This is a genomic window from Corallococcus sp. BB11-1, from assembly GCF_026626625.1.
GTDB classification, from domain to species: Bacteria; Myxococcota; Myxococcia; order Myxococcales; family Myxococcaceae; genus Corallococcus; species Corallococcus soli.
Window position 1 is genome coordinate 181,122 of record NZ_JAPNJY010000022.1, and the last position, 22,572, is coordinate 203,693.

At 72.0% G+C, this 22,572-nt stretch carries 4 protein-coding genes; all 4 read right to left on the bottom strand.

Annotated elements, in window-relative coordinates:
• Positions 1 to 79 precede the first annotated feature (79 nt).
• The 4 genes from OV207_RS17575 to OV207_RS17590 are packed head-to-tail and all read right to left on the bottom strand — an operon-like array spanning position 80 to position 22,569.
• Positions 80 to 7,327: a non-ribosomal peptide synthetase gene (locus tag OV207_RS17575; protein WP_267556320.1), complete on the bottom strand. Its 7,248-nt coding sequence runs from the start codon at positions 7,325 to 7,327 to the stop codon at positions 80 to 82.
• A complete protein-coding gene (locus OV207_RS17580) occupies positions 7,324 to 21,243 on the bottom strand; it encodes a non-ribosomal peptide synthetase (RefSeq protein WP_267556321.1) in 13,920 nt (4,639 codons plus the stop codon). Before OV207_RS17580 ends, OV207_RS17575 begins: the two co-directional genes overlap by 4 nt.
• Complete coding sequence (locus OV207_RS17585) at positions 21,221 to 22,300, bottom strand: cupin-like domain-containing protein (protein WP_267556322.1); 1,080 nt, start codon at positions 22,298 to 22,300, stop codon at positions 21,221 to 21,223. The genes OV207_RS17580 and OV207_RS17585 overlap by 23 nt, the downstream gene beginning before the upstream one ends.
• On the bottom strand, positions 22,297 to 22,569 hold the full coding sequence (locus OV207_RS17590; protein ID WP_267556323.1) for an acyl carrier protein: 273 nt from the start codon (positions 22,567 to 22,569) through the stop codon (positions 22,297 to 22,299). Before OV207_RS17590 ends, OV207_RS17585 begins: the two co-directional genes overlap by 4 nt.
• Positions 22,570 to 22,572: the final 3 nt, after the last annotated feature.

Below are 22,572 nucleotides of genomic sequence, written 5' to 3' on the forward strand. Positions count from 1 at the left end.
AGCCATGAAGGCCGCCGCGACGTCCGCGTTCTGGAACTCCCTGAATCCACCGGCCGGCTTGCTCAATGACATCCTCCCCTCACTTCCATTCAATGATGGTCCGCGTCCCGGCAACCAGTGGCGCGGCGCCCGCCTGGACCTGCTGGACGATGTCCGCGACGACGTCCGCCTTCTTCCCAACGAAGTAGTGCTCTCCGTCCTTCAGCACCACCAACCGCACCGTGCGGGTGAGCTCCCCCCAACGAAGGTAGCGCTGCCGGAAGCCCTTCGTGAGCGCGTCATCCGCGCTGACGATGTTCACGATGGGCGCGGTGAGCCTCCAATCCCGCCGGCGCTTGCCATAGGCGAACGCCATGCGCGCGTCCCGCCGGAACCTGCGCACCATGCCGGCGAGCGTCTTGCTGTCGATGTCGTCCTTCGGGGCGCCCCAGGCCTTCATCAGGCCGTGGATCCGCTCGTCGCCCACCCATCGCCACAGGTCGCTGACGGGCAGCAGGCCCGCGGCCTTGTGGAAGGGGAACGCCGCTCCCACGAAGAGCACCTTCACCGTCCTGCCGCTCGCCTCCAGGCGGCGGGCGATCTCCAGGGCGAGGAAGCTTCCCGTGCAATGCCCATACACCCCGAGCGGTCCCTCGACGCGCTCCAGGATTCGCGCCACGCAGGCCTCGGCCAGCCGTTCAACGGAGTCCAGCTCCGCGCTGGTGTCCAACGGGGGCGGCGCGACGGCATAGACGGCGATGCGCGCGTTGCGCCGGCCCAGTTCCCGCGCCAGCGGCTGGTACACCGCCGCGTCGGCTCCGGCATAGGGACAGCAGATGATGGACAGCTCCGCCGGGCCCTCGCTCTCCAGCAGCCGCGGCACCAGCTCCCGCTCCAGGGCCGGGCCCGCGTCCAGCAGCCGCGCCAGCCCCTCGATGGTGGGCTGGCGATGGAAGGCCACCGGGTCGAACCGCGAGTCCGGCAGCGCCCCCTCCACCCGGGTGGCCATCATCGCGAGCTTCAACGAGTGCCCGCCCAGCTCGAAGAAGTCCGCGGTGACGCCCACCTCCCGCAGGCCCAGGAGCTCCTTCCAGATTTCCGCCAGCACGCGCTCGGTCCGGGTCCGGGGCGCGACGGAGGCGCCGTCCGGCCCCAGCACGCCTTCGGTGCGCCGAAGCGCGGCCCGGTCCACCTTGCCGCTGGGCGTGAGCGGAAGCGCTTGCAGCGCGATGAAGCGGGAGGGAACCATGTGCTCCGGCAGCTCGGCCCCCACGAAGGCCCGCAGGGAGGCCACCCCCGGCGCGGTCCCCTCGCGCGGCACGAGGTAGGCCACCAGTTGCCGCTCCCCCGTCGCGTCCGGCTCCGCGAGCACGGCGCAGTCGCTCACCTGCGCGTGCTGGAGCAGGCAGGATTCGATCTCCCCCAGCTCGATGCGGAAGCCCCGGACCTTCACCTGGTGGTCGCGGCGCCCCAGGTACTCCAACGTGCCGTCGGGCAACCACCGCGCCAGGTCCCCCGTCTTGTACATCCGGGGGCTTGCGCCCGCGTCGTGGGGGTTCGGGATGAAGCGCTCCGCGGTCAGGCCGGCGCGTCCCAGGTAGCCCCGGGCCAGGCCCACGCCCGCGATGTACAGCTCCCCGGCAACGCCCACCGGCATCGGCTCCAGGCACGCGTCCAGCACGTACAGCTGGATGTTGGCGATGGGCTGCCCGATGGGCACCCGATGGTCCGCTCGCGGGCGCGCGCGCCAGAAGGACACATCCACCGCGGCCTCCGTCGGGCCGTACAGGTTGTGCAGCTCCGCTCCCGGCAGCAGCGCCGCGGTCCGCTCCACCAGCGGCCGGGGCAGGCTCTCCCCGCTCGCGAAGACGCACCGCAACGACGCGCAGCGCCCCGGCTCCAGCACGTCGACGAAGGCGCGCAGCATGGACGGCACGAAGTGGCAGACGGTGATGCGCTCCGCTTCCAGCGTGCGTGCCACCGCACGGGGGTCCGTGTGGCGCCCCGGCGGCATCATGACGAGGGTGGCGCCGGTCATCAGGGGCCAGAAGAACTCCCAGACGGACACGTCGAAGCTGTACGGCGTCTTCTGCAGCACCCGGTCCGCCGGGCCCAGGCCGTACTGCTCCTGCATCCAGGCCAGCCGGTTGTGGACCGCGCCGTGAGACACCATGCAGCCCTTGGGGTTGCCCGTCGACCCCGACGTATAGATGACGTAGGCCAGATGGCGTGGCTCCACGGCGCTGAATACGGGCGCCTCCTCTCCTTCCGCCGGGTCCTCCCACAGCTCGCGCGGGCTCACCACCGCGGCGCCCGCGTGCGGGAACTTCTCCTGGAAGCGCGGCTGCACCAGCAGCACCGGCGCGCGGATGTCGGACACCACGAAGGAGATCCGCTTCTCCGGGTGCTCCGGGTCGATGGGCACGTAGGCCCCCCCGGCCTTGAGGATGCCGAGCAACGCGACCACCAGCTCGGCGGAGCGCTCCATGCAGACGCCCACCAGGCTGTCCGGCCCCACCCCGCGTGACTGGAGGAAGCGGGCCAGGCGGTTCGCCCTCGCGTCCAGCCGCCGGTACGACAGGGCCTGGCCTTCGAACGACACGGCGACCGCGTCCGGCGTCTGGCGGGCCTGGGCCTCGAAGAGGCCGTGGAGCGTGGCCGTGGGACGCGTCACGCGGGGCCCGTTCCAGGAGCGGAGCAGTTGCTCGCGCTCCGCCTCCGACAGCAGCGGGTGGTGGCCCAGCGGCCGCGACGGTGCCTGCATCACGGCTTCCAGCAGCCGCGTGTACTGCTCCAGGCAGCGGGCCATCAGCGCCGCGTCATACAGGTTCGCGTCGTACGTGAACCGGAGGACGAAGCCCCGGGCGCGCTCGAAGACCTCCAGGGAGAGCTCGTACTCTCCTTCCTGGAACACCTCCTCCACCATCTCCACCGCGAAGTCCGCGTGGGACGCCTCGGGTGGGGGCTCCGCCCCGATGGCGCCCTGATAGGCGAACACCGCCTGGAATACTGGAGCCCGCTCCGTCGTCCCCAGTCCCAGCGCGCGCACCAGCGCCGCGAAGGGATGGCTGTTCGCCAGCCCCTCCAGCACCCGCGACTGGACCTCCCGCTGGAACGCGTCGAAGGACTGGCCGCTGGAGGCCCGGGTCCGGATGGGCACCATGTTGACGAAGAAGCCGAGCGCCTGGGCGTCCCCGGCACCGGACCTCAGGTCGACAGGGAGCCCGAGGATGGCGTCCTGCTGTCCGGTGAGCCGGAACAGGAGGACCTTGAACACCGCCAGGAAGAAGCTGGAGGGATAGGCCTTGGACTCCCGGACGAACCGCGCCACGGCTTCGGACAACGGGCCCGGCAGCGGCTGGTGGCACACGCCCCGAGGCAGCGCCGGCGCACCGGCCCCCCTGTGCTCGCGGGGGAGCGCCAGGGTGGGGAGCGGCCCCTCCAGTCGCGTCTTCCAGTACGCCAACCGCCGGGCGCCCTCCGCCCCCTGGAGCAGCCGCCGCTCCTGTTCGACGAAGTCGGCGAACGCACGGGAGGGCGGACGGGGCTCCGGACTCCGGCCCCCCGCGCTCAGCGAGTAGAGGCGTAGGAACGCGTCGCGGAAGGGCCGGAACGAGTTCCCGTCGAAGACGATGTGGTGCACGGTGAAGAGGACGTAGGCCTCCCGGTCCGAACGCCACAGGAGCCGCGCGCGCAGCAGCGGTCCCTGTTCCAGGCGGAACGGCTCACGGGCGCGCAACCGCAGGTGCGCGATGACGGCGTCGGGCGAGAGCGCGGAGACGTCCTCCTCTTGCAGCTCCACGCGCCGGGTGACGTCGAAGGACTGGACGAGGCCGGCCTCCGCGGCCTGGATGGACGCGCTCAACGCGGGGAACTCGCGCAGCAGCGCCGCGCACGTCCGCTCCAGACGGGCCCGGTCCACGCTGCCCTTCACGTGGAAGCAGACCGGGCAGTTGTAGGCGCTCATCGCCGGATCCAAGCGCTGCACCGTCCACAGCCCCTGCTGTCCTTCGGAGAGGGGCGGAGCGGCGTCGGGAGCCTTCGGGGGACGCGGCTCCCGCACGGGCGCGGTGCGCGCTTCCGGCAGCTGGGGTCCGAGCCAGGCGGCCAGCTCGCCCACGGTCCTGTGCCGCAGGAACAGGTCGGCCGGGAGCGCCGTCCCCACGGCCTTCTCCAGCGCATGGACGGCGCGGACCATGCCCATGGAGTTCAGCCCCAGCTCGTGGAAGCGCTGGTCGGAGGACAGCGGGAAGGAAACGTCCCCGAGCTGGTTCGTGAGGCCCTCGCGGATGAGCGCCATCGCGCCTTCGGCCCGCGCGTCGGGCGAGGCCTTGCGCGGCGCGAGGCTGGACCGCGGCTCCCCGGGCCTGGCGTCGCGGACCTGGCGGTGCGTCTGGAACGGGTGGGTGGGAAGGGGCACCTTCCGCGAGCGCGCGCCCCATCCTTCCGGGAGGCCCCCGTCCCAGCGTCCCTGGACCCAGGCCCGGGCCATCCCGTCCAGCGTCGTGGAGGAGAGCGCGGCGTCCGGCGCGCCGCTCGCTTCCGGCACGGTCCCGGTCCAGAGGCCGTCCACGGAGGTTCCCCGCAGGAAGGCCTCCAGGCGCGCGGCCCATGCGTCGAGCGAGGCCGCCACCACCGCGAGTCTCTGTGCGAAGGCGTCGCGCCCCAGCAGCAGGGTCGTGGCGACCTGCGACGGCGGCACGCGCCCGGGTTCAGCACTCCCCAGGAAGGCGACCCAGGTCTCCACGTAGCGCCGGAGCTGCTCGGGCGACCTGGCGGAGAGGACGAACAGCCAGGGCCCGGTTTCGTCCGGAGGCGGCGCCACGGCGGGAGGACTCTCAAGCAGCACGCTGGCGTAGGCCCCCGTCCCGCCGAAGCTGTTGACGAGCGCCCTCAGGGGAGCCCCGCCGCGTCCCTCCCAGGGCCGGGCCTCGTCGAGGATCTCCACCGGCCCGCCCTCCAGCCGGATCAACGGATTGGAGCCCGAGCGGGGCACCACGGGGGCCAGCGTCCGGTGCTCGAACTGGAGCAGCACCTTGGCCACCTGCGAGAGCCCGGAGGCGGACTCCAGGTGCCCGATGTTCGGCTTGACGGTGCCGACCCACAGCGGCGAGCCGCGCGGGGTGAAGACCTTCTGGACCGCGTGCATCTCCGAGGCGTCGCCAATGGCCGAGCCCGCCGCCGCCGCCTCGATGTACTGCACATCCTCCGGGCCCAGGCCTGCGGAGGCCAGCGTCCGTCGCATCAACTCGCCCTGCCGCTCCATCGACGGCGCGCCGTAGCGGGACACCCGGCCGCCGCTCATCAGGGTCCCCGCACGGATGACGCCCCAGACGTGATCGCCGTCGGCCAGCGCCTTGGACAACGGACGCAGCAGCAACGCTCCGACGCCCTCTCCCGGCAGCCACCCGGACGCCTCGTCTCCGAAGGCATCACTCGTCGTGCCCTGGGAGAGGAGCCCGAAGCGCCGCAGGTTGTCGACGTGGGAGGGGTGCGTCAGCAGGTTCACTCCGCCCACGACCGCCGCCTGGCAGCCGCCCTGCCGGAGGCTGTCGCACGCGAGGCACAGCGCACTCAGCGCAGAGGAGCAGCTGGCATCCACCGCCAGGCTGGGCCCCACCCAGTCGAAGAAGTGGGAGAGCCGGTTCGCCACCGAGGAGAGGGGCGTGTGCCCCACGCTCCCGCCCCGCGCGTTCAGCTCGTCCGCGACGCTCCGGGTGTCGTTCCACATCACGCCGACGAAGACGCCGACCTCCTGGGTGAGCCCCTCCCGGTTCCGTCCCCGGTAGCCGCTCCGCTCCAGCAGCTCGTGGACGGATTGCAGCAGCAGCCGCTCCTGCGGATCCATGGCGCTGGCGTCCTCGATCGTGATGCCGAAGAAGCCGGGATCGAAGTCGTGGACCGCGTCGACGAAGCCCCCGCGTGCGTCCTCCGCCCGGCCGGATGCCCCGGCCCACCCGCGGTCGTGCGGGACGGGCCCCAGGCTGATCCGCTTCGCCAGGAGGTTCTCCCAGTACTCCCGCAGGTCGCGCGCCCCGGGGAAGCGGCCCTGCACCCCCACGATGGCGATGTCCTCCACGCCCGCCACGGGACGCGCTTCCACGCGCGGCGCTTGCGTCAGGCCCCCGCAGGCCATGGCGAGGAGCACCTGGTGATGCGCTCCCAGGCCCGCCGCCTCTCGCAGGGCCGCCTCCTCCATGCCCGCGAGCACGCACGCGCCAATGCCGTGATGGGCCTGCCGCTCCATCAACAACTGGATGATGGCGCCGGCCTCCACGAGCACGAAGCGGTCCGTCTGCGGGCCATAGAGCGGCTCGATGCCCTTGCGCTCCGCCACCAGATGCAGACAGAAGCCGGAGCGCTCGTGGACCGGACGGTTGTAGTCGTAGTGCGCGTGGACCGGCAGGCTTCGCGACGACAGCCGTGCGAGCCCGTGCTCCAGCGGGTGGTAGTAGTACAGGCCCGCGTCCAATCCGGTGACACCGCCCGGACGCACCTCCACGTAGACCTGGACGGCATAGGTGCTGCCCGCCGAGGGATAGAGGTAGCGCGTCGTGCCGCCGGACTCGACGCCATCCAGGCACGCGAGCCAGGCCAGGAGCTGTTCGCGGTGGACGGGGCCGCCCGGGAACGCGCGCCGGCTCTTGCGCTGCTCATACTCCGGCCACGACGCCGTCCGCGTCCTCGGCGGTCCCCGGAACCAGGGCGTCGCGGGGTCTACTCCCTTGCGCACGTTGTTCCGGGCGTTGACGAAGGCGCGCTTCGCCTCCTCGTCCCGGATCTCTCCCAGCGGCGCGGGCGCCTTTCGCGCCGAAGCGGCCGCGGGCTCCGGGCGCCGGTCGACGGCGGCAGGGGTATTCACCGGCGTGGGCGCGGACGTCGCGGCCAGCCGGGCCAGGTGGCGCATCGTCGGACGCGTGAGGAAGACGTCCAGGCTGAGCTCCACGCCCAGCCGGCTCCGGGCCTTGCCCAACAATTGGAGGATGCGCAGCGACGTCAGTCCCTGCTCGAAGAGGTCTCGGTCGAGGTCGATAGGCTGGCCGATGCCTGCCTCCACCAGGAGGACCTTCAGGGCCGCGTCGTCCAACGGCGCCGGCTGGGGCGGCGGGGAATGGCGAGGTCCGCCGTCCTCCGGAGCCGCGCCTCCCACGAGCGCGCGCAGGTGCCGCAGGGTCGGCTTCTCCAGGAAGGCGTCCGCGTCCACGTCGACGCCGAACTCCTGGCGCACGGAGTCCAGCAGGTCGAGCACCCCCGCGTAGTTCATGCCCTGCGCGAACAGGTCCGCGTCAGGGTCCCAGGACGATGGCCGCGACGGGGCCTCCCCGCGCTCGGTGGACGGCACCCTCATGGCAGCTCCCTCAAGAGTTCAATCAGCGCACGTCCCTCCGCGCCCCCACCGCTCCGGGCGGCGCCACGTCTGCGCTTCCCGTGGCCGGTGAGGGGGAGGGCCTCCAGCCGCACCCACGCATGCGGCACCATGTAGGCCGGCACGCATTCCTTCAGGAATCCGCGCAGCGACTCCCGGTCCACCTTGCTCGCGGCGTCGCGCGGCACGACGTAGGCCACCAGCAGCTCCCGGCCCGGCGGTCCCTCCATCGCGACCAGTGCGTCCTCCACCGTCGGGTGGCGGCGCAGGTGGTGTTCGATCTCCGCCAACTCCACGCGCAGCCCGTTCAGCTTGACCTGTCCGTCGCGCCGGCCCAGGTAGAGCAGCTCCCCGTCGGCCGTCCAGGCCGCCAGGTCCCCGGTCCTGTACAGCCGCGCGCCGTCCGCGAAGGGCGACGGAACGAAGGACCTCGCCGTCAGCTCGGGGTTGCCCAGGTAGCCCCGCCCCACCGCCACGCCGCCGATGTAGAGTTCCCCCGTCTCTCCGGGGGCCACGGGCTCCAGCGCCTCGTTCAGGACATGGAGCTGGACCCGGGTGATGGCCCGCCCGATGCGCGTCCGCCGCTCCGGGTTCGGGAGACAGGGCCAGTAGCTCACGTCGACCGCGGCCTCCGTGGGGCCGTAGAGGTTCTCCAGGGGCACGGACAGCCGCGCCCGGTACTGCTCCAGCAGGTCGTACTCCAGGGCCTCGCCACTGACGAAGACGTGCCGCAGGCCCGCCATCCGCTCCAGGTCCGGCTCGGCCAGCACCAGCCGCAGCATGGACGGCACGAAGTGGCAGACGCGGATGTGCTCGCGCGGGATGAGGTCCACCAGGTAGGCCGCGTCCAGGTGGCCGCCGGGTTTCGCGACGACCAGGGTCGCGCCCACGGCCAGCGGCCAGAAGAACTCCCAGACGGACACGTCGAAGCTGTACGGCGTCTTCTGCAGCACGGCATCGCCCGGCCACAGCGGGAACTGCTCCTGCATCCAGGCGATGCGGTTGACGATGGAGTGGTGCTCGACCATGCACCCCTTGGGCATCCCCGTGGAGCCGGACGTGTAGATGACGTACGCCAGGTCCCCCTCCCCCGCGGTGCCCAGGCCGTCGCGTGAAGACGGGCCGGCGTCGGGGAGCGGCGCGCCGTCCAGGCAGCACACCGCCAGGCGCCGCGCGCCCTCCCACACCGGCTGGAAGCGGCGCTGGGTCAGCAGGCAGCGCGCCTTCGAATCCGACAGGATGCGCAGCACGCGGGCCGCGGGCGCGGAGACGTCCAGCGGCAGGTAGGCCGCCCCCGCTCGCAGGATGCCCATCAGGGCGATCACCATCTCCAGCGAGCGGTCCATGTACACCGCGACGACGTCGCCGGGGCGGGTGCCCTGCTCCAGCAGCCACCGCGCGCATTGACGCGTGCGCTCCTCCAGCGCCGAGTACGTCAGGGACTCCTCGCCGAAGCGCACCGCGCAGCGCTCGCCATGCGCCTGGACCGCGCGCTCGAAGAGGGTGTGGAGGCAGGGTCCGCGCTCCGGCAGGCGTGGCGCCTCTGGACGGCCGGCCACGTCCGCCCACGCGCGCAGCGTGTCGCAGTACCGGTCGAACATCACCCCTTCGGACTCGCGGTCGGCGGCGATGGAGTCCCAGTGGATCACCACGCCGGTGTCGCCGTCGGGCCGCCAGATGTTGTCCACGACCACGCCGGGCGTCTGGGAGATGGCATGCGCTGGGACGGGCCCCGGCGTCATCCGCGTGAAGACCGCCGGGAAGGACAGCCCCTGGCGCGTGCGCAGGACCTCCAACCCCTCCACGTGGCGGCGCCGCGCGTCCGCTTCCAGTTGCGCGTGGGTCCGCTGAAGGAGCGCGTCGACGTCCGCGTCCCCGTCATCGAAGGCCACCCAGCCCAGCCGGGTGAAGTCCCCCACCAGCGCGTCGGTGTCCGGCACGAGAGGCTCCCGGTCCCAACCCACCACGACGACCGAGCAGGCCCCGCCGCCGTTCCAGGCCCGGAGCGTCTGGCCATAGGCCGCCAGCAGGACGGTCTCCAGGTCCACGTTCGCGCGGCGGGCGCGCGCCTGGAGCCCCTGGAGATGCGGGACCCGGCGCACCAGGGTGTGTTTCCCCGAGCCTCCGGCGCCCTCCAGCCTGGGTCCGGAGGGGAGGTGGCGGAAGCGCTCCTCCCAGGCCGCACGGTCCTCCGCGGCCTCCGGGCTCATGCGCGCCTGCTGTCTTGCCAGGACGTGCTCCCGGAAGGTGCCCCGGAGCGTGGGGAGCGTGAAGCGCGGCGCTTCGCAGGCCTGGAGAAGCTGCCCGGCGATGAGCATCGCGCTGCGCGCATCCGCGATGAGCAGGTCCAGGTGGAGGAAGATGCGCGTCGTTGCGTTCTCCAGGGTGCAGGTCCTGACGGTGAAGAACGGGGCGCCGTCGAGCGGGTAGTGATGCGACAGCAGCTGCGCGCGCACGCGCTGGCAGCCCTCCTCGAAGGCCTCGCGCGTGTCCGCGGCGCAGGCGTTCTGGATGCGGTACGGCGCCACCGCCGCCCCATCGAGGATGCGCTGCTCGCCCGACGAGAGCACGGAGCAGCGGAGCATGGGGTGGTGGCGCACCAGCGCGTTCCACGCCTGCTCCAGCCGGCCGGCCTCCACGCCCTGGACCTCGTATTCCAGGAGGAGCGCGCAGCTGGCGTCCCCACCGGCCGAGGCGATGCGGCCGAAGGCATAGGCCGTCTGCACATTCGTGAGGGGGAACGTGGCGCTGTCGGCCCCGGTCCCGGGGTGGGCCGGAAGTCCTGGCGCCACGAGCGCTCGCGCATGCTGCTCCAGGCGGGTCTGGTAGGCGCGGAAGACGGCCTGGACATCTCCCTTCGCGAACACGGCGGCCGGCACGTACCAGCGGTAGTGCAGGACGCCGCCTTCCTCGAATGTCTGGTGGTCCAGGTGGACGGACGGCGTGGTGTTCATGACGTCGCGGATCCGCCAGGCACTGGCGGAGGGCACGCCCTGGAACACCGGATGGATGAGGCTGGTGAAGATGACGGGCAGCTCGCCGCCCTCCTCCGCGCCCGTGCGCAGCGAGCGGAGCACCGGGGTCGCGTCCACGTGCGAGTGGGGCGCGTCATCCTCCAGTTGCTTCTGGGTCCGGAGCAGGCGCTGCTCGAAGGCCTCGTCCGCCTCCACCCGGTGGAGGAAGACGTTGCTCGTGATGAAGAGCCCCACCAGCTGGGACACGTCCTCGTGGAGCGGCGGCCGGTGGAGCTTCGTCACGCCCAGGCGGAGCTCGCGCGGCCCCACCTGCTCCGCCAGGGCATCCCCGAAGAGCGTGAGGAGGACCGCGCTCGGATAGCACCGCAAGGCCTGGGCCCGGGCCTTGAGCGCGTCCCACTGCCGCGCGGACAGCGAACCCTCCAGGCAGTGGACGCGTGCGCCCCAGGAGCCATCGGCATCGTGCGCCAGACGCGGTGCCCGGGGCAGCGGCGTCAGCTTGCGCGTCCAGTAGGCCAGGCCCGCCGCGTGCGTGGGCCCTTCGCGCAGGTCGCGCAGCTGCTCGACGAACTCCCGGTAGGAGTAGCGCAGCGGGGGCAGCCGCGTCCCCGGGGCCGTGCACAGCTCGAAGAGCTGCCGGGCCAGGAGGAGCGCGCTGAAGCCGTCCGCGACGACCTCGTCGAGCGCGAGGTGGAGGACGGCGTGATCGCCAGCCAGGCGCGTCATCTGGAGATCGAAGTAGGGCCAGCGCTCCAGGTCGAACTCCTGGAACGCCATCCGCTCCTTGCGCTGCGCGAGCGCACCGCGCAGGGCATCCCCCTCCAACCGGGACAGGTCGTGGACCGTCAGGCGCGGCTCCTGGGCCTCCGGCGAAACGGACTGCCGGTAGTCCCCGTCGATGCGCAGCCGCAGCGCATCGTGATGACGCACCAGTTGGGTCCACGCCTGCTCCACCGTCGCGGGTGCCAGGGGCTCGCGCACCTCCAGCTCGAGGTAGAGCGTGCTGCTGATGAACTGGCCACACGTCTTCAGCTTGCGGCCCACGACGAACGCCTGCTGCATCTCCGAGAGGCCGAAGCCGTCCTCACGCCCCTCCCGCCGCGGCGCCGCCCGGCTCCGCGCCGCCGCGACGTCCGCCTCCGTCACCAGCGCACGCGTGACGAGGAGGTCCGCGAGGTCCCGGGGCGTCCGCGCCTCGTAGAACAGCGCCGCGGGGAACACCTTGCCGGCCACCGCGCTCCAAAGGCCGACGAAGCCGGCGATGCCCAGCGAGTCCAGGCGGAGCGACGCGAACTCCGTCCCGGCCTGGAGGGTGGCGGACGTCCCTGGCACCGCCTTGCGCAGACAGGCGAGAATCAGGCTCGCCACCTCTTCCTGGAGTCCAGAAGCACCGTCGGGGGTGAATGCCCCGCGGCCCCCTTCCAGCGCGCGCGGGACGGGCGTCCGCAGGGCCTCGGAACGCGTCGGTGCGCCGTCCGGATCCCTCCAGTGCCGTCCGCGCTCGAAGGGATAGGTGGGCAGGTGCACGCGCTCGGGCGTCCCGGCGGCATACAGGCGGCGCCAGTCGAACGCCGCGCCCTGGGCCCAGAGCTGGAGGAGCGGGGCGAACTTCCCCTTCGCGATCCACCGGTCGATGGCGCCCAGGATGTCCTCGTCGGCGGTGAGCGCCGCCAGCGTCTCATCCCCGGTGGCCCGGCCCACGAAGCGCACGCCTCCGCCCGCCGCGCCTTCCAGGTAGCCGGTCAGCGACGCAGCCAGTTCCTGCAAGGAGCTCACGAGCAGGCCCAGGCGCTGCTCCATGGCCTCGCGTCCCACCTGCAGCGTAAAGGCGATGCCCGCCAGGTCCGGCGGCTCCATGCCGCCCGGCTTCAGGCCTGCCTGGATGAACGCGAGCAGGTCCTTCGCGCGTGCGTGGAGGCCCGCGGGCGTCCTGGCCGACAGCGGCACCAGGAAGGGACCGGCCGGGGTGGACCGGCGGGCCGCGCGGCCAAGGTGCTCCGCCACCACGACGTGCGCGTTCGAGCCCCCCGCGCCGAAGGCGGAGATGCCCGCGACACGGGCGGCCGGGAGGCCATCCGGCTGGGGGCGGCGGGGCCAGTCCTGGAGCGCCTGGCTCACCCGGAACGGCGTCTTCGCGAAGTCGATGTTCGGGTTCGGCGTGCCCGCGTGCAGCGTCGGAACGACCTTGCCGTGCCGCAACTGGAGCAGGACCTTCGTCAGCGCGGCCATGCCGGCCGCCGCCTCTCCATGGCCGATGTTGGATTTGACGGAGCCGATGAGGCACGCCTCCGGTTCGAGCTGCGCGCTGGCGCGGAAGGCCTGCGTGAGGGCGGAGAGTTCCACCGCGTCTCCCAGCCGGGTGCCCGTGCCGTGCGCCTCCACGTAGCCCACCGCGCTCGCCGGAAGGCGCGCGTCGCGCAGGGCGCGCTCCACCACCAGGCGCTGCGCGTTGGGGCTGGGCGCGAAGTAGGCGTGGGCCCGTCCTCCGTGGTTGATGGCGCTGCCGCGGATGACGCCGTGGATGGCGTCGCCGTCACGCTCCGCGTCCTCCAGCCGCTTGAGCAGGACGACCCCCACCCCCTCGCCGGGCACGTAGCCGTCGCCGCCCTCGCCGAAGCTCTCGCACCGCGCGCCGGTGGAGAGGAGCCGCGACGCGCTCAGCATCGAGTACTTGTTGGGGTGGAGGCTCAGGTTCACGCCCCCCGCGATGGCCAGCGGGATGTTTCCCTGGCGCAGCTCCTGACACGCCAGGTGGATGGCGGTGAGCGACGACGAGCACATCGTCTCCAGCGTCATGCTCGGGCCGCGCAGGTCGAACACGTGGGAGACTCGGTTCGCGATGCTCGCGAGGCTCCCCACGAGCGCCCCGGGGCGTCCGCGCAGGCCCTCGTCCGCGCCAAACAGCTGGTACTCGCCGTACATGACCGCCGCGTAGACCCCCACCAGCCGCTCCGGCCCTCCCAGCGCCGCCCGGGTGAGCCCCGCGTCCTCCATGGCGGCCCACACCTGCTCCAGGAACAGCCGCTCCTGGGGATCCATGTCACGGGCCTCGTTGGGGGACAGGCCGAAGAAGTCCGCGTCGAAGGCATCGACGTCCGACAGGAAGCCGCCCCACCGCGACGCGTGCGTGGCACCCGCGGCGCGGTCCTCCGAATAGAAGCGGCGCCAGTCCCAGCGCTCCGGAGGAACCTCGCGGATGCAGTCCCGGCCCTCGCGGAGGACCTCCCAGAAGGCGTCCAGGTCCTGCGCTTGAGGATAGCGGCCGCTCAGGCCCACCACCGCGATGTCCCGTCCGCCCGGAGCCGGCGTCTCAACGCGAGCCCCGGCGTGGCCCATGCGTGGGGACGGGGCGTGCGCCGTGCGCCGGGTCCGCTCGGCTGGCGCCGGAAGCCGCACGGGCTCGGGAGCCGGCGCGACGCGCGGTGTTTCCGGAGGGGCGAAGAGCTCCTTCAGCCGCTCCGGGTGGGCGCCCGCCAGGAACGCAACGAGCTCCGCGAGCGTCTCGTGCTCGAAGAACAGGGCCTTGGACAGGGGGCCGAAGCTCTTCTCGAGTTGCTTCGTGAGCGACACGGCCTCCACGGACTCGAGCCCGTACTCGCCAAAGGACGTGTCCGGCTGGATCCGGTGCACGGGCAGTTTCAGGGCCTCCGCCAGCAGTTGGCCCACGTGTGTCCGCAGTCGCGCTTCCAGGTCGGCGGGAGCCCCGGACGGCCCGTCCCCGGCCATGGCGGGTGGGGACGCCTGCTCCGGGTCTGGAGCCGCCGTTCGCAGCGCTCCCAGGCCTTCGGGCCCTCCGTGGATGGCCAGCACCTGCGCGTGTCCTGACGCCAGTGTCTGGGACAAGGACGCGAGCCCGGCGGCGGTGCTCAGGGGGCGCAGGATTTCGGAGGCCGCCGCGCGGCTCGCGGCGTCCTGCCCCATGCCGCCCGCGTCCCAGAGCGGCCAGGCGATGGCGCACGTCCGCCCCTGACGCGTCCCCGCCTGGACCCGCGCGTCGCGACGCGCGGCGAACGCGTCGAGGAAGGCATTGCCCGTCGCATAGTCGGACTGGCCGGTGTTCCCCAACACGCCCGCGAGCGAGGAGAAGAGGACGAAGAAGTCGAGCGCCAACGCCTGCGTCGCCGCGTCCAGGTGACAGGCCCCGGCCACCTTCGGTGCGAGCACGGCCCGGAACTCCTCCCGCGTCTTCCGGACGAGGAGCCGGTCCGAGACCACCCCGGCGGCGTGCAGGACGCCATGCAGGGCGCCATGGCAGTCCACCACCTCCTGGACGAGCGCAGAGACCTGCTCCCGGCTCGTGACGTCCGCGATCCGGTACTCCACTCGGTCGTGCCGCTTCGCGAAGGCGCGAAGCTCCGTGAGCCGCTCCTCGCGCGGCGGCGAGCGCCCGACCAGGACGACGCGGGCATCGCGGGTCTTCTCCAGGATCTCCCGGGCGAAGAGGACCCCCAGGCCCCCGAGGCCTCCGGTGATGAGGTAGACGCCGTCTTCCCGCCAGGGCGCGCTCGCCCCTTCTGCCCCTGCGAACTCGCGCCACCCCTGCGTCCAAGGCGCGCCCGCTTCGAACCGGAGCACCTCCCCCGCGACCGCACCGCACTGGCGCAGCTTCGGCGCGAGCGACGCCGCCGTCTCACCGGGGTCCACCCGGATGACCTGGCCTTGAAGCCCTGGAGACTCCAGACGCGCGCTGCGCAGGAGCCCCGCGATCCCCACGAGCATCCCGGCCTCCTCGGTGTCCGGGATGACGAACTGGATTCGCGCGCCCCGGGCGGAGGCCGGCTCCGCGGCGCATTCCCGCAGGGCCTCGAAGGCCCGCTCCGCGAACGCCATGAACCGCGAGGCCTCGTCCTCGCCGTCCAGGGGCCAGGCGACGCACGAGGCCTCCAGCGCCTGGGCAAGCGCCTCCGGCTCCACGTACGGAAGCGCGCACACCATGACCCGTTGGGAACCGGGAGCGGCGGACGGCGCGGACGCCACGGCCTCCCGCCACTCCGGATGGGCCAGCAGGAGGCCCGGGACCTCCACGCTGGGTTCCTGCGCCTCGAGCGGCCGCAGCAGCAGCCCCCGCATGCGGACGCACGGAGCGCCGCTCGCGTCACACAGGTCGAGGTCCAGCCGGCGCACTCCGTCCGCCGGAGTATGGGCCCCGGCATCGCGGATCCACACCCAGACCTCCTCCGGGCAGAGTTGGATCAGCTCCAGCGAGTCCAGGGCGAAGGGCAGCGACACCGCCCCGGACCGTCCCGGTGCGAAGGTCCCGTCCGCTCCCAGCTCCAGCCCCAACGCCGCCTGGAGCGCGGAGTCGATCAACCCCGGGTGCAGCACGCAGCCGGCCACGTCCGAGGCGTGCGCGTCGCTCGGGCGCGACAGCCGCGCCAGCACCTCGCCCGTGCCCAGGTGCAGCTCGCGCACGCCCTGGTGCGCGGGGCCGTAGTCGATGCCCGCCTCCCGCCACCGCGGGTAGAAGGCCTCCGCCGTGAGCAGGCCTCGCGTCATCGCGCCGCGCAGCCGCGACACCTCCAGCGCCGGGGCATCGGTGGGCGGCTCGAAGACCGCGCGGCCGCTCACGTACCGTCGCTCCTCGGCCCCGGTCCCCACCTCCGCGGAGAACAGCTCGAAGTGGACCTCCGGCCGCGCGTCTCCGGCAACGTCCAGGCGCAGGTGCGCGTCCACGGCCTCGCCGGTGAGGACGAAGGGCTGGCTCCAGACGACGTCGCACAGGCGCACCACGGAGCCGGGCTCCCGCAGGCAGTCCCCCGCCAGCTCCACCGCGGCTCGCGCCATCTCGAGCGAGGCGGCCGCGGGCAGCACCCTCGCCCCCGCGACGCGGTGGTCCTTCAGGAAGGACTCGTCCCCAGAGAAGCGCGAGGTGAAGCGCTGCTCGCACAGGTCGGACGTGTTGCGGTGCAGGAGAGGGTGGAGCCGGAACTCCGCCCGGGCTCCCCGCGAGGCCAGGGGCTCCGCCGGACCTTCGCGATACCAGTACCGCTCCCGGGCGAACGGATAGGTGGGCAGGTGGACCCGGCGGGGCTTCTGCCCACCGTGGAGTTGCTCCCAGTCAAGCGGCAGCCCCCGGACCCACTGGCTCGCAAGCCGCTCCAGCTCCCCTCGCTCCATCCAGGAACGAACCAGGACCTCCAGGTCCCCTTCCGTCATGGCGGCGGCGAGGTCCCGGGCGCCGCGGGCCTGCCCCGCGTGACAGCCCTCCACCCCGGTGCCGCCGTCGCTGTCCAGGAACGCGCGCAGCCGCGTCTCCAGCTCCGCCCAGGAGCGGGCCAGCACCGCCAGCCGCTCTTCCAGGGGTTCCCGCCCCACCTGGAGCGTGTAGGCGACGTCCCGGAGCTGGGGTCCTGGCGACACGGACCGCGACGGGTCGGCGGTGTGCTCGCGGACGAAGTCCAGCAGGAGGGAGACGACCTGCCGCAGCCGCTCCGGATCCCTGGCGGAAAGCGGGACGAGCACGGGCGCGTCCGTGCTTCCGGCGGGCTCTTCCCACGCGTCGAGGTGTTCCTCGACGAGCAGGTGCGCGTTCGCCCCGCCCGCGCCAAAGGAGGACACGCCCGCGGCGCGCGCACGCTCCGCGACGTCGCCTTCCGCGCCGCCCCAACTGGGCCGGGGCCAGGACCGGACCTCCCGGTTCACCCGGAACGGCGTGGCCGCGAAGTCGATGTTCGGGTTGAGCGTCTCGCTGTGCAGCGATGGCACCAGCTGCCCATGCTTCATCTGCAGGAGCACCTTGGTGAGCCCCGCGATGCCCGCCGCCGACTCGCAATGGCCGACGTTCGACTTCACGGATCCAATGGCGCACGCCTGGGTATCGGGCGGCGTGCCCTTCGCGTGGGCCGCGAACGCCCGCGACAGTCCGGCGATCTCGATGGGGTCTCCCAGCCGCGTCCCCGTCCCGTGCGCCTCCACGTAGCCGATGGCCCGCACGTCCAAGCGCGACTGCTCCAGCGCCCGCAGGATGACGTCCGCCTGGGCGTTCGGATCCGGAACGGTGTAGCCGCTCGTCTTGCCGCCGTGGTTGATGGCACTCGCCTTGATGACCCCGTGGATGGCGTCCCGGTCCCGCAGCGCGTCCTCCAGGCGCTTGAGCACCACGACGCCCACCCCCTCTCCGGGCACGTAACCATCTCCCTGGCTGCCGAAGCTCGCGCAGTGGCCACTCCCGGAGACGAACTGCCGCCGGCTCAGCTCCAGGTACTTGCTGGGGTGGAGGCTCAGGTTCACGCCCCCCGCGATTCCCATCCGGGTGTTGCCCAGGAGCAGGTCCTGACACGCCAGCGTGATGGCGGTCAGCGAGCTGGAGCACATGGTGTCCAGCGTCATGCTGGGGCCGTGCAGGTCGAGCACGTAGGACACGCGGTTGGCGATGCTGGCCAGCGTGCTCGCGAAGCCCATCCGATTCCCGCGAAGGCTCTCCTCCACACCGAAGAGCTGGTACTCGCCGTACATCACGCCCGCGTAGACGCCTACGCGGCGCCCGGGGTCCCCGTCCTTCCGCAGCCCCTGCCGGCAGTAGCCCGCGTCCTCGAGCGCCGCCCAGACGCACTGCAGGAAGAGCCGCTCCTGGGGATCGAGCAGCGCGGCTTCCTTCGGGGGAATGCCGAACAGCAGCGGGTCGAACTCGTCCACGCCCTCCAGGAACCCACCCCACTTGCTGTAGTGGTGCCCCGCTTGCGTCCGGTCTTCCGTGAAGTAGTCACGCCAGTCCCAGCGACTGGCGGGAACCTCGGTGACGCAATCGCGCCCGGCGCGCAGGTTGTCCCAGAAGGCCGCCAGGTCGCGCGCACCGGGATACCGGCCGGACAGGCCGATGATCGCGATGTCCGCCGCGCCCGTGGGGGTCGCGCCGGGCGCGGTCCGCCGCGGCGCCACAAGCGGAGACACCGGCGCTGCCGTTGACGCGGCGGGGGCCCCCAACAGCGACCGCAGGGCCTCCGCGTGGGTGGACTCCAGGTGGTGGGCCAGTGCCGCGACGTCGCGGAACTCGAAGAACAGGGTCCTGGGAAGCGCACCGAGCAGCGCTTCCAGTTCCTGGGTGAGCCGCACCGCCACGAGTGAATCCAGCCCGAGCTCCGCCAGGGAGTCCCGCGCCCCCAGGGCCTCCGGCGCCAGATGCAGCGCGGCCGCGATCCTCGCGCGCAGGAAGTCCACGGTGCTCGCCCGCGGCCCTTGCGGCGCGGCGCGGATCGGCTCCCCCCGGTTCGACGTCTCCATCGTGTCGCTCCTGAAGCGGCCCAGCTGCGTGAGGGTCCTGAACGCAAAGCCCTCCATCCGGACGGCGAGCTGGCCCTCGTCGTCACAGAGGTCCATGTCGAGCCGTTCCACCGCGTCGCCCGGCTGGCTGCCGGCCGCGTAGCGGATCCACACCCAGCCTGACGGCGGGCTCCCGGCGAACAACTCCATGCGCCGGAGCTCGAACGGAATGGTCAGGGGCATGCGCTCGCCCTGGCGGCCCGTGAGGGCCAGGAAGGCGAGTTGGAGGATGGGATCCATCACCGAGGGATGCAGGACGAACGGAGCCCCGGTGGGTGCCTGGGGAGGAAGGACGAGCCGCCCGAGGAGCTCCCCCTGCCCCACGTGCACGTGTCGCGCGCCCCGGAGCCGGGGCCCCAGCTCGAGCCCCAGGTGCGGTGGGATGGCGTAGACCTCCGCCGCGTCGAGGAGCGGCTCGTGCATCCTCGCGCGCAGCGCGGCCAGGTCCAGGCGTGGAGGCGCCCCCCGGTCTCCCAGCGTCGCCTCGCCCTGGCTGTGGAGGACCGTCGCGCCCGTCGCGTCCGCGGGCCGGGAGTCGATCTCGAAGCGCATCCCCCGCGCTCCGGACGGAGTCAGCCGGACCTGCACGCACCGGCCGCCCTGCGGCACGGTGAGCGGCCGCGCCCAGACGACGTGCTCGAACAGCGCCGGTCGCGCGTCGCCCACGGCGCCCCCCGCCGCGACGGTCAACGCGGCCCGCGCCATCTCCAGGTGGGCGACCCCCGGGAGGATCCGCATCCCCTGGATGACGTGGTCCGCGAGGAAGAACTCCTCGCCGCTCAGGTCCGAGCGGAAGCAGGGCTGCTCCGGGGTCGAGACGTCCTGCCGCAGCAGGGGGTGCTCCGTGTCCGGCGCGCGGGGCCCCGGCACTTCCGGGATCCAGCAGCGGTTCCGGGCGAACGGATACGTGGGCAGGTGCAGGCGCGGGGGCGCCGGATCCGCGTGGAGCGACTCCCACGGGATGCTCGCGCCGAGGACCCACTTCGCCGCGAGTCCCTCCAGGTCCTCCGGGTCCAGCGCCGCCTCCCCGTCCGCCGCGGCTCCGCCGCCAGGGGCCTCGCCCTCGAAGACGCGCGCGGTCCCGGAAGGACCCATCCGCGAGCCTCCCGCGAGGACGTCCACCAGCTCCGCCAGGGATTCCACGACGGCGGCCCAGCGGTGGCGCATCGGCTCGCGGCCCACCCGGAGCGTGTATGACAGCGCGTCCAACGTGCTCTGGGCATCCGCGTCAGGTGCCCGCGCCTGGAGCCACTCCGCCAATCGCTGGCGCTGCGTGAGGACCTGCTCGGGGGAGCGGGCGGAAAGACAGACCACGGCCCGCCCGGGCACCGCCCGGGGCGTCCACGACGGCTCCCGGGAGGGCTCCTCCAGGACGAGCGCGGCGTTGACGTTGCTCATGCCATAGCTGCTCAGGAAGACCCGGCGGGGCTCCCCTTCCACACGGGGCCAGTCCACCGTCTCGGTGAGGAACGCGAGCCCCTTCGTGTCCGCGGGGATGCCTTCGTTGAGCGCCCCCGGCTCGAGCCCCGCGATGGCGGGAATCTGTCCATGCTCCAGGCATTTGAGCGCCTTGAGCAGGGCATACACGCCGGACGAGGCGTGGCCATGTCCCAGGTTCGGCTTGACGGTGCTGACCTGACAGGGGCGCTCCTCCGGCCCCCGCTGGAACACGTCGATGAGCGCATTGGCTTCGATGGCGTCCGCCATCAGGGCCCCCACGCCGTGCGCTTCGACATAGTCGATCCGCCGGGGCTCCAACCCCGCCGCGTCCAGGACGTCGCGAAAGAGACCCGCGACCCGGTCCCGGCTGGGCTGGGCGAAGGAGGCCGTCCTGCCGCCGGAGTTGTAGCCACTGGCCCGGATGACCCCGTAGGCCGAGTGCCGGCGTTGCGCCTCCGGCGTGTCGCGCTGGAGCAGGAACGCCCCGCACCCCTCGGAGGTGCGGTAGCCCTTCGCTTCGCGGGAGAAGCTCGCCACCTCCCCCAGGGGGGACTCGAAGGGGGTCGCGGAGGTCTCTCCGTCCCGCCACGGGTCCAGGAACAGCGTGACCGCCGCCACCAGGGCGTAATCGCAGGCCCCCGACTCCAATGCCTGGCAGGCATGGTGCAGCGCGACGTACGTCCCGGAGCACGTGGCGTCGAACACCATGGACGGGCCATGCAGGTCGAAGAGCGCGGACAGCCGGTTGGCCAGGAACGACGGCGCGTTGCCCGGGACGATGAACTCCTGGCTCCGCATCATCCCGGCGGGGATGCGTTTGACGTAGGACCCCAGGTACCAGCCGTCGTGTGCGACGAAGACCGCCACCTTCCGGCCCGCGAGCGCGGACCGGGACAGGCCCGCGTCCTCCATCGCGGCCCAGGCGGACTCCAACAACAGACGCTGGCGGGGATCCGCGAACATGGCGGCGGCGGGCGCCAGCCCGAAGAGAGGCGCATCGAAGCAGTCGATGTCCGCGAGGAACGCACCGCGCACCGCATCGGCGGGTCCCCAGTGGGTCCCCGTCCCCGCGTCCACCAGGGCCCGGCGCTGCTCGCTCATCCGTCCGATGAGCGAACGCTTCGCCTTCAATGCCTCCCAGAACTCCCCGGAAGAGGCACCGTCGGCGAAGCGCGTCGCCAGACCCACGATGGAGCAGCCGTCAGGAGGCCTGCTCTTCGTCATCTTGCCAGCCCATCTGCTCGTAGGTGACGTACTTCTTTCGCAGCTCGCTGTCGGGCACCACGACGTCGGACTCGGACATCTCCTTGCCATCCAGGGTCAGCCGCTCCTCGCGGAACGACTGCACGAAGTCGAAGAGCGGGTTCTGCGGCAGGTACTCCGTGAGGATGCGCCAGCGCGACGCCACCGCGATGGAGGCCCGCCCCTGGTTGTTGACGGCATGCCACCACCAGGGCGGGTTGATCAGCATGTCGCCCGGCTCCAGCACGACCTGCAGCTTCGGGACGCGGTTGTAGAGGGGCTGCTTCGCCTCCAGGAAGCGCTTGGGCGCGTTGTGCTTCACCAGCGAGCCCACGAAGATGCCCTTGTTGAAGATGGTCGAGGACATCGCGAACGAGTACTTGGGATGGACGAAGGTCCACTTCTTCTGGCCGTAGATGTTGAGGAAGCAGTTCAACTCGTTCGCGCAATGGAACGCGGCACCGGTGCCCGGACCGCCAATGAACAGCTGCGCGATCTTGTGATAGGACGCCGCGCTTCCCAGGTAGTCCCCCACCTGCTTCAGGCCAATCTGATCATGCAGCTCCGGAAAGGCATTGAAGATGTCCGACAGGTTCTCCACGTAGGCTCGCGACTTGTCTCCGGCGAGCGTGTTCCGGATGCATTCGGAGAGTAGGGCTCCTTCCACGAAGAGGTGCTCCGTGGAGGAGTGCCACATCCGGAAGTCGCCATAGCGCTCCAGGAAGTACTCCGGCGTCCAGGTCCGCACGCACGCGTGCTCCCGGGCGAACCCGCGCAGCACCAGCGGCCGCATGCCCTCCCGGAACCACTTCTGGAGCGCCGCGGAGTCGAACTTCGCCGCGTCGAAGCAGTCAATCTCCCGCCAATCCTCCTGCAGCGCGGGGAGCTGGGATGCGACCTCCTGCTCCAGCTTCCGGATCTCCGCCCGGAACAGCTTCGGGTCCTGGAAGAGATTGCGCAGCATGAAGATGTGGTTGTATTGCCGGACGGCGTCCTCCGGCAGGGTCACCGACTCACTGAAATGCACCTGGGCGCTCATGGCGTCCCCCCCGACTGGCCATGCTGACGGGAAAGCTCCTGGAAGACGAACTCGGAAGCGTCTCTCAATGTCTGGTGTTTGAGCACGTCCCGGGGCTGGATGGAGACGTGATACTCCTGGTTGATCTTCGTGACGATCTTCGCCAGCGTCAGTGATTCCAGGCCGAAGTTGGAGAAAAGCTCGGTTTCCACGAGCTCGTTCTCCTCCATGTACATGGCCTGCGCGATGAGCCGCGCCAGATGGTCTCGTACGGACTGTCGGTCGAACATGGG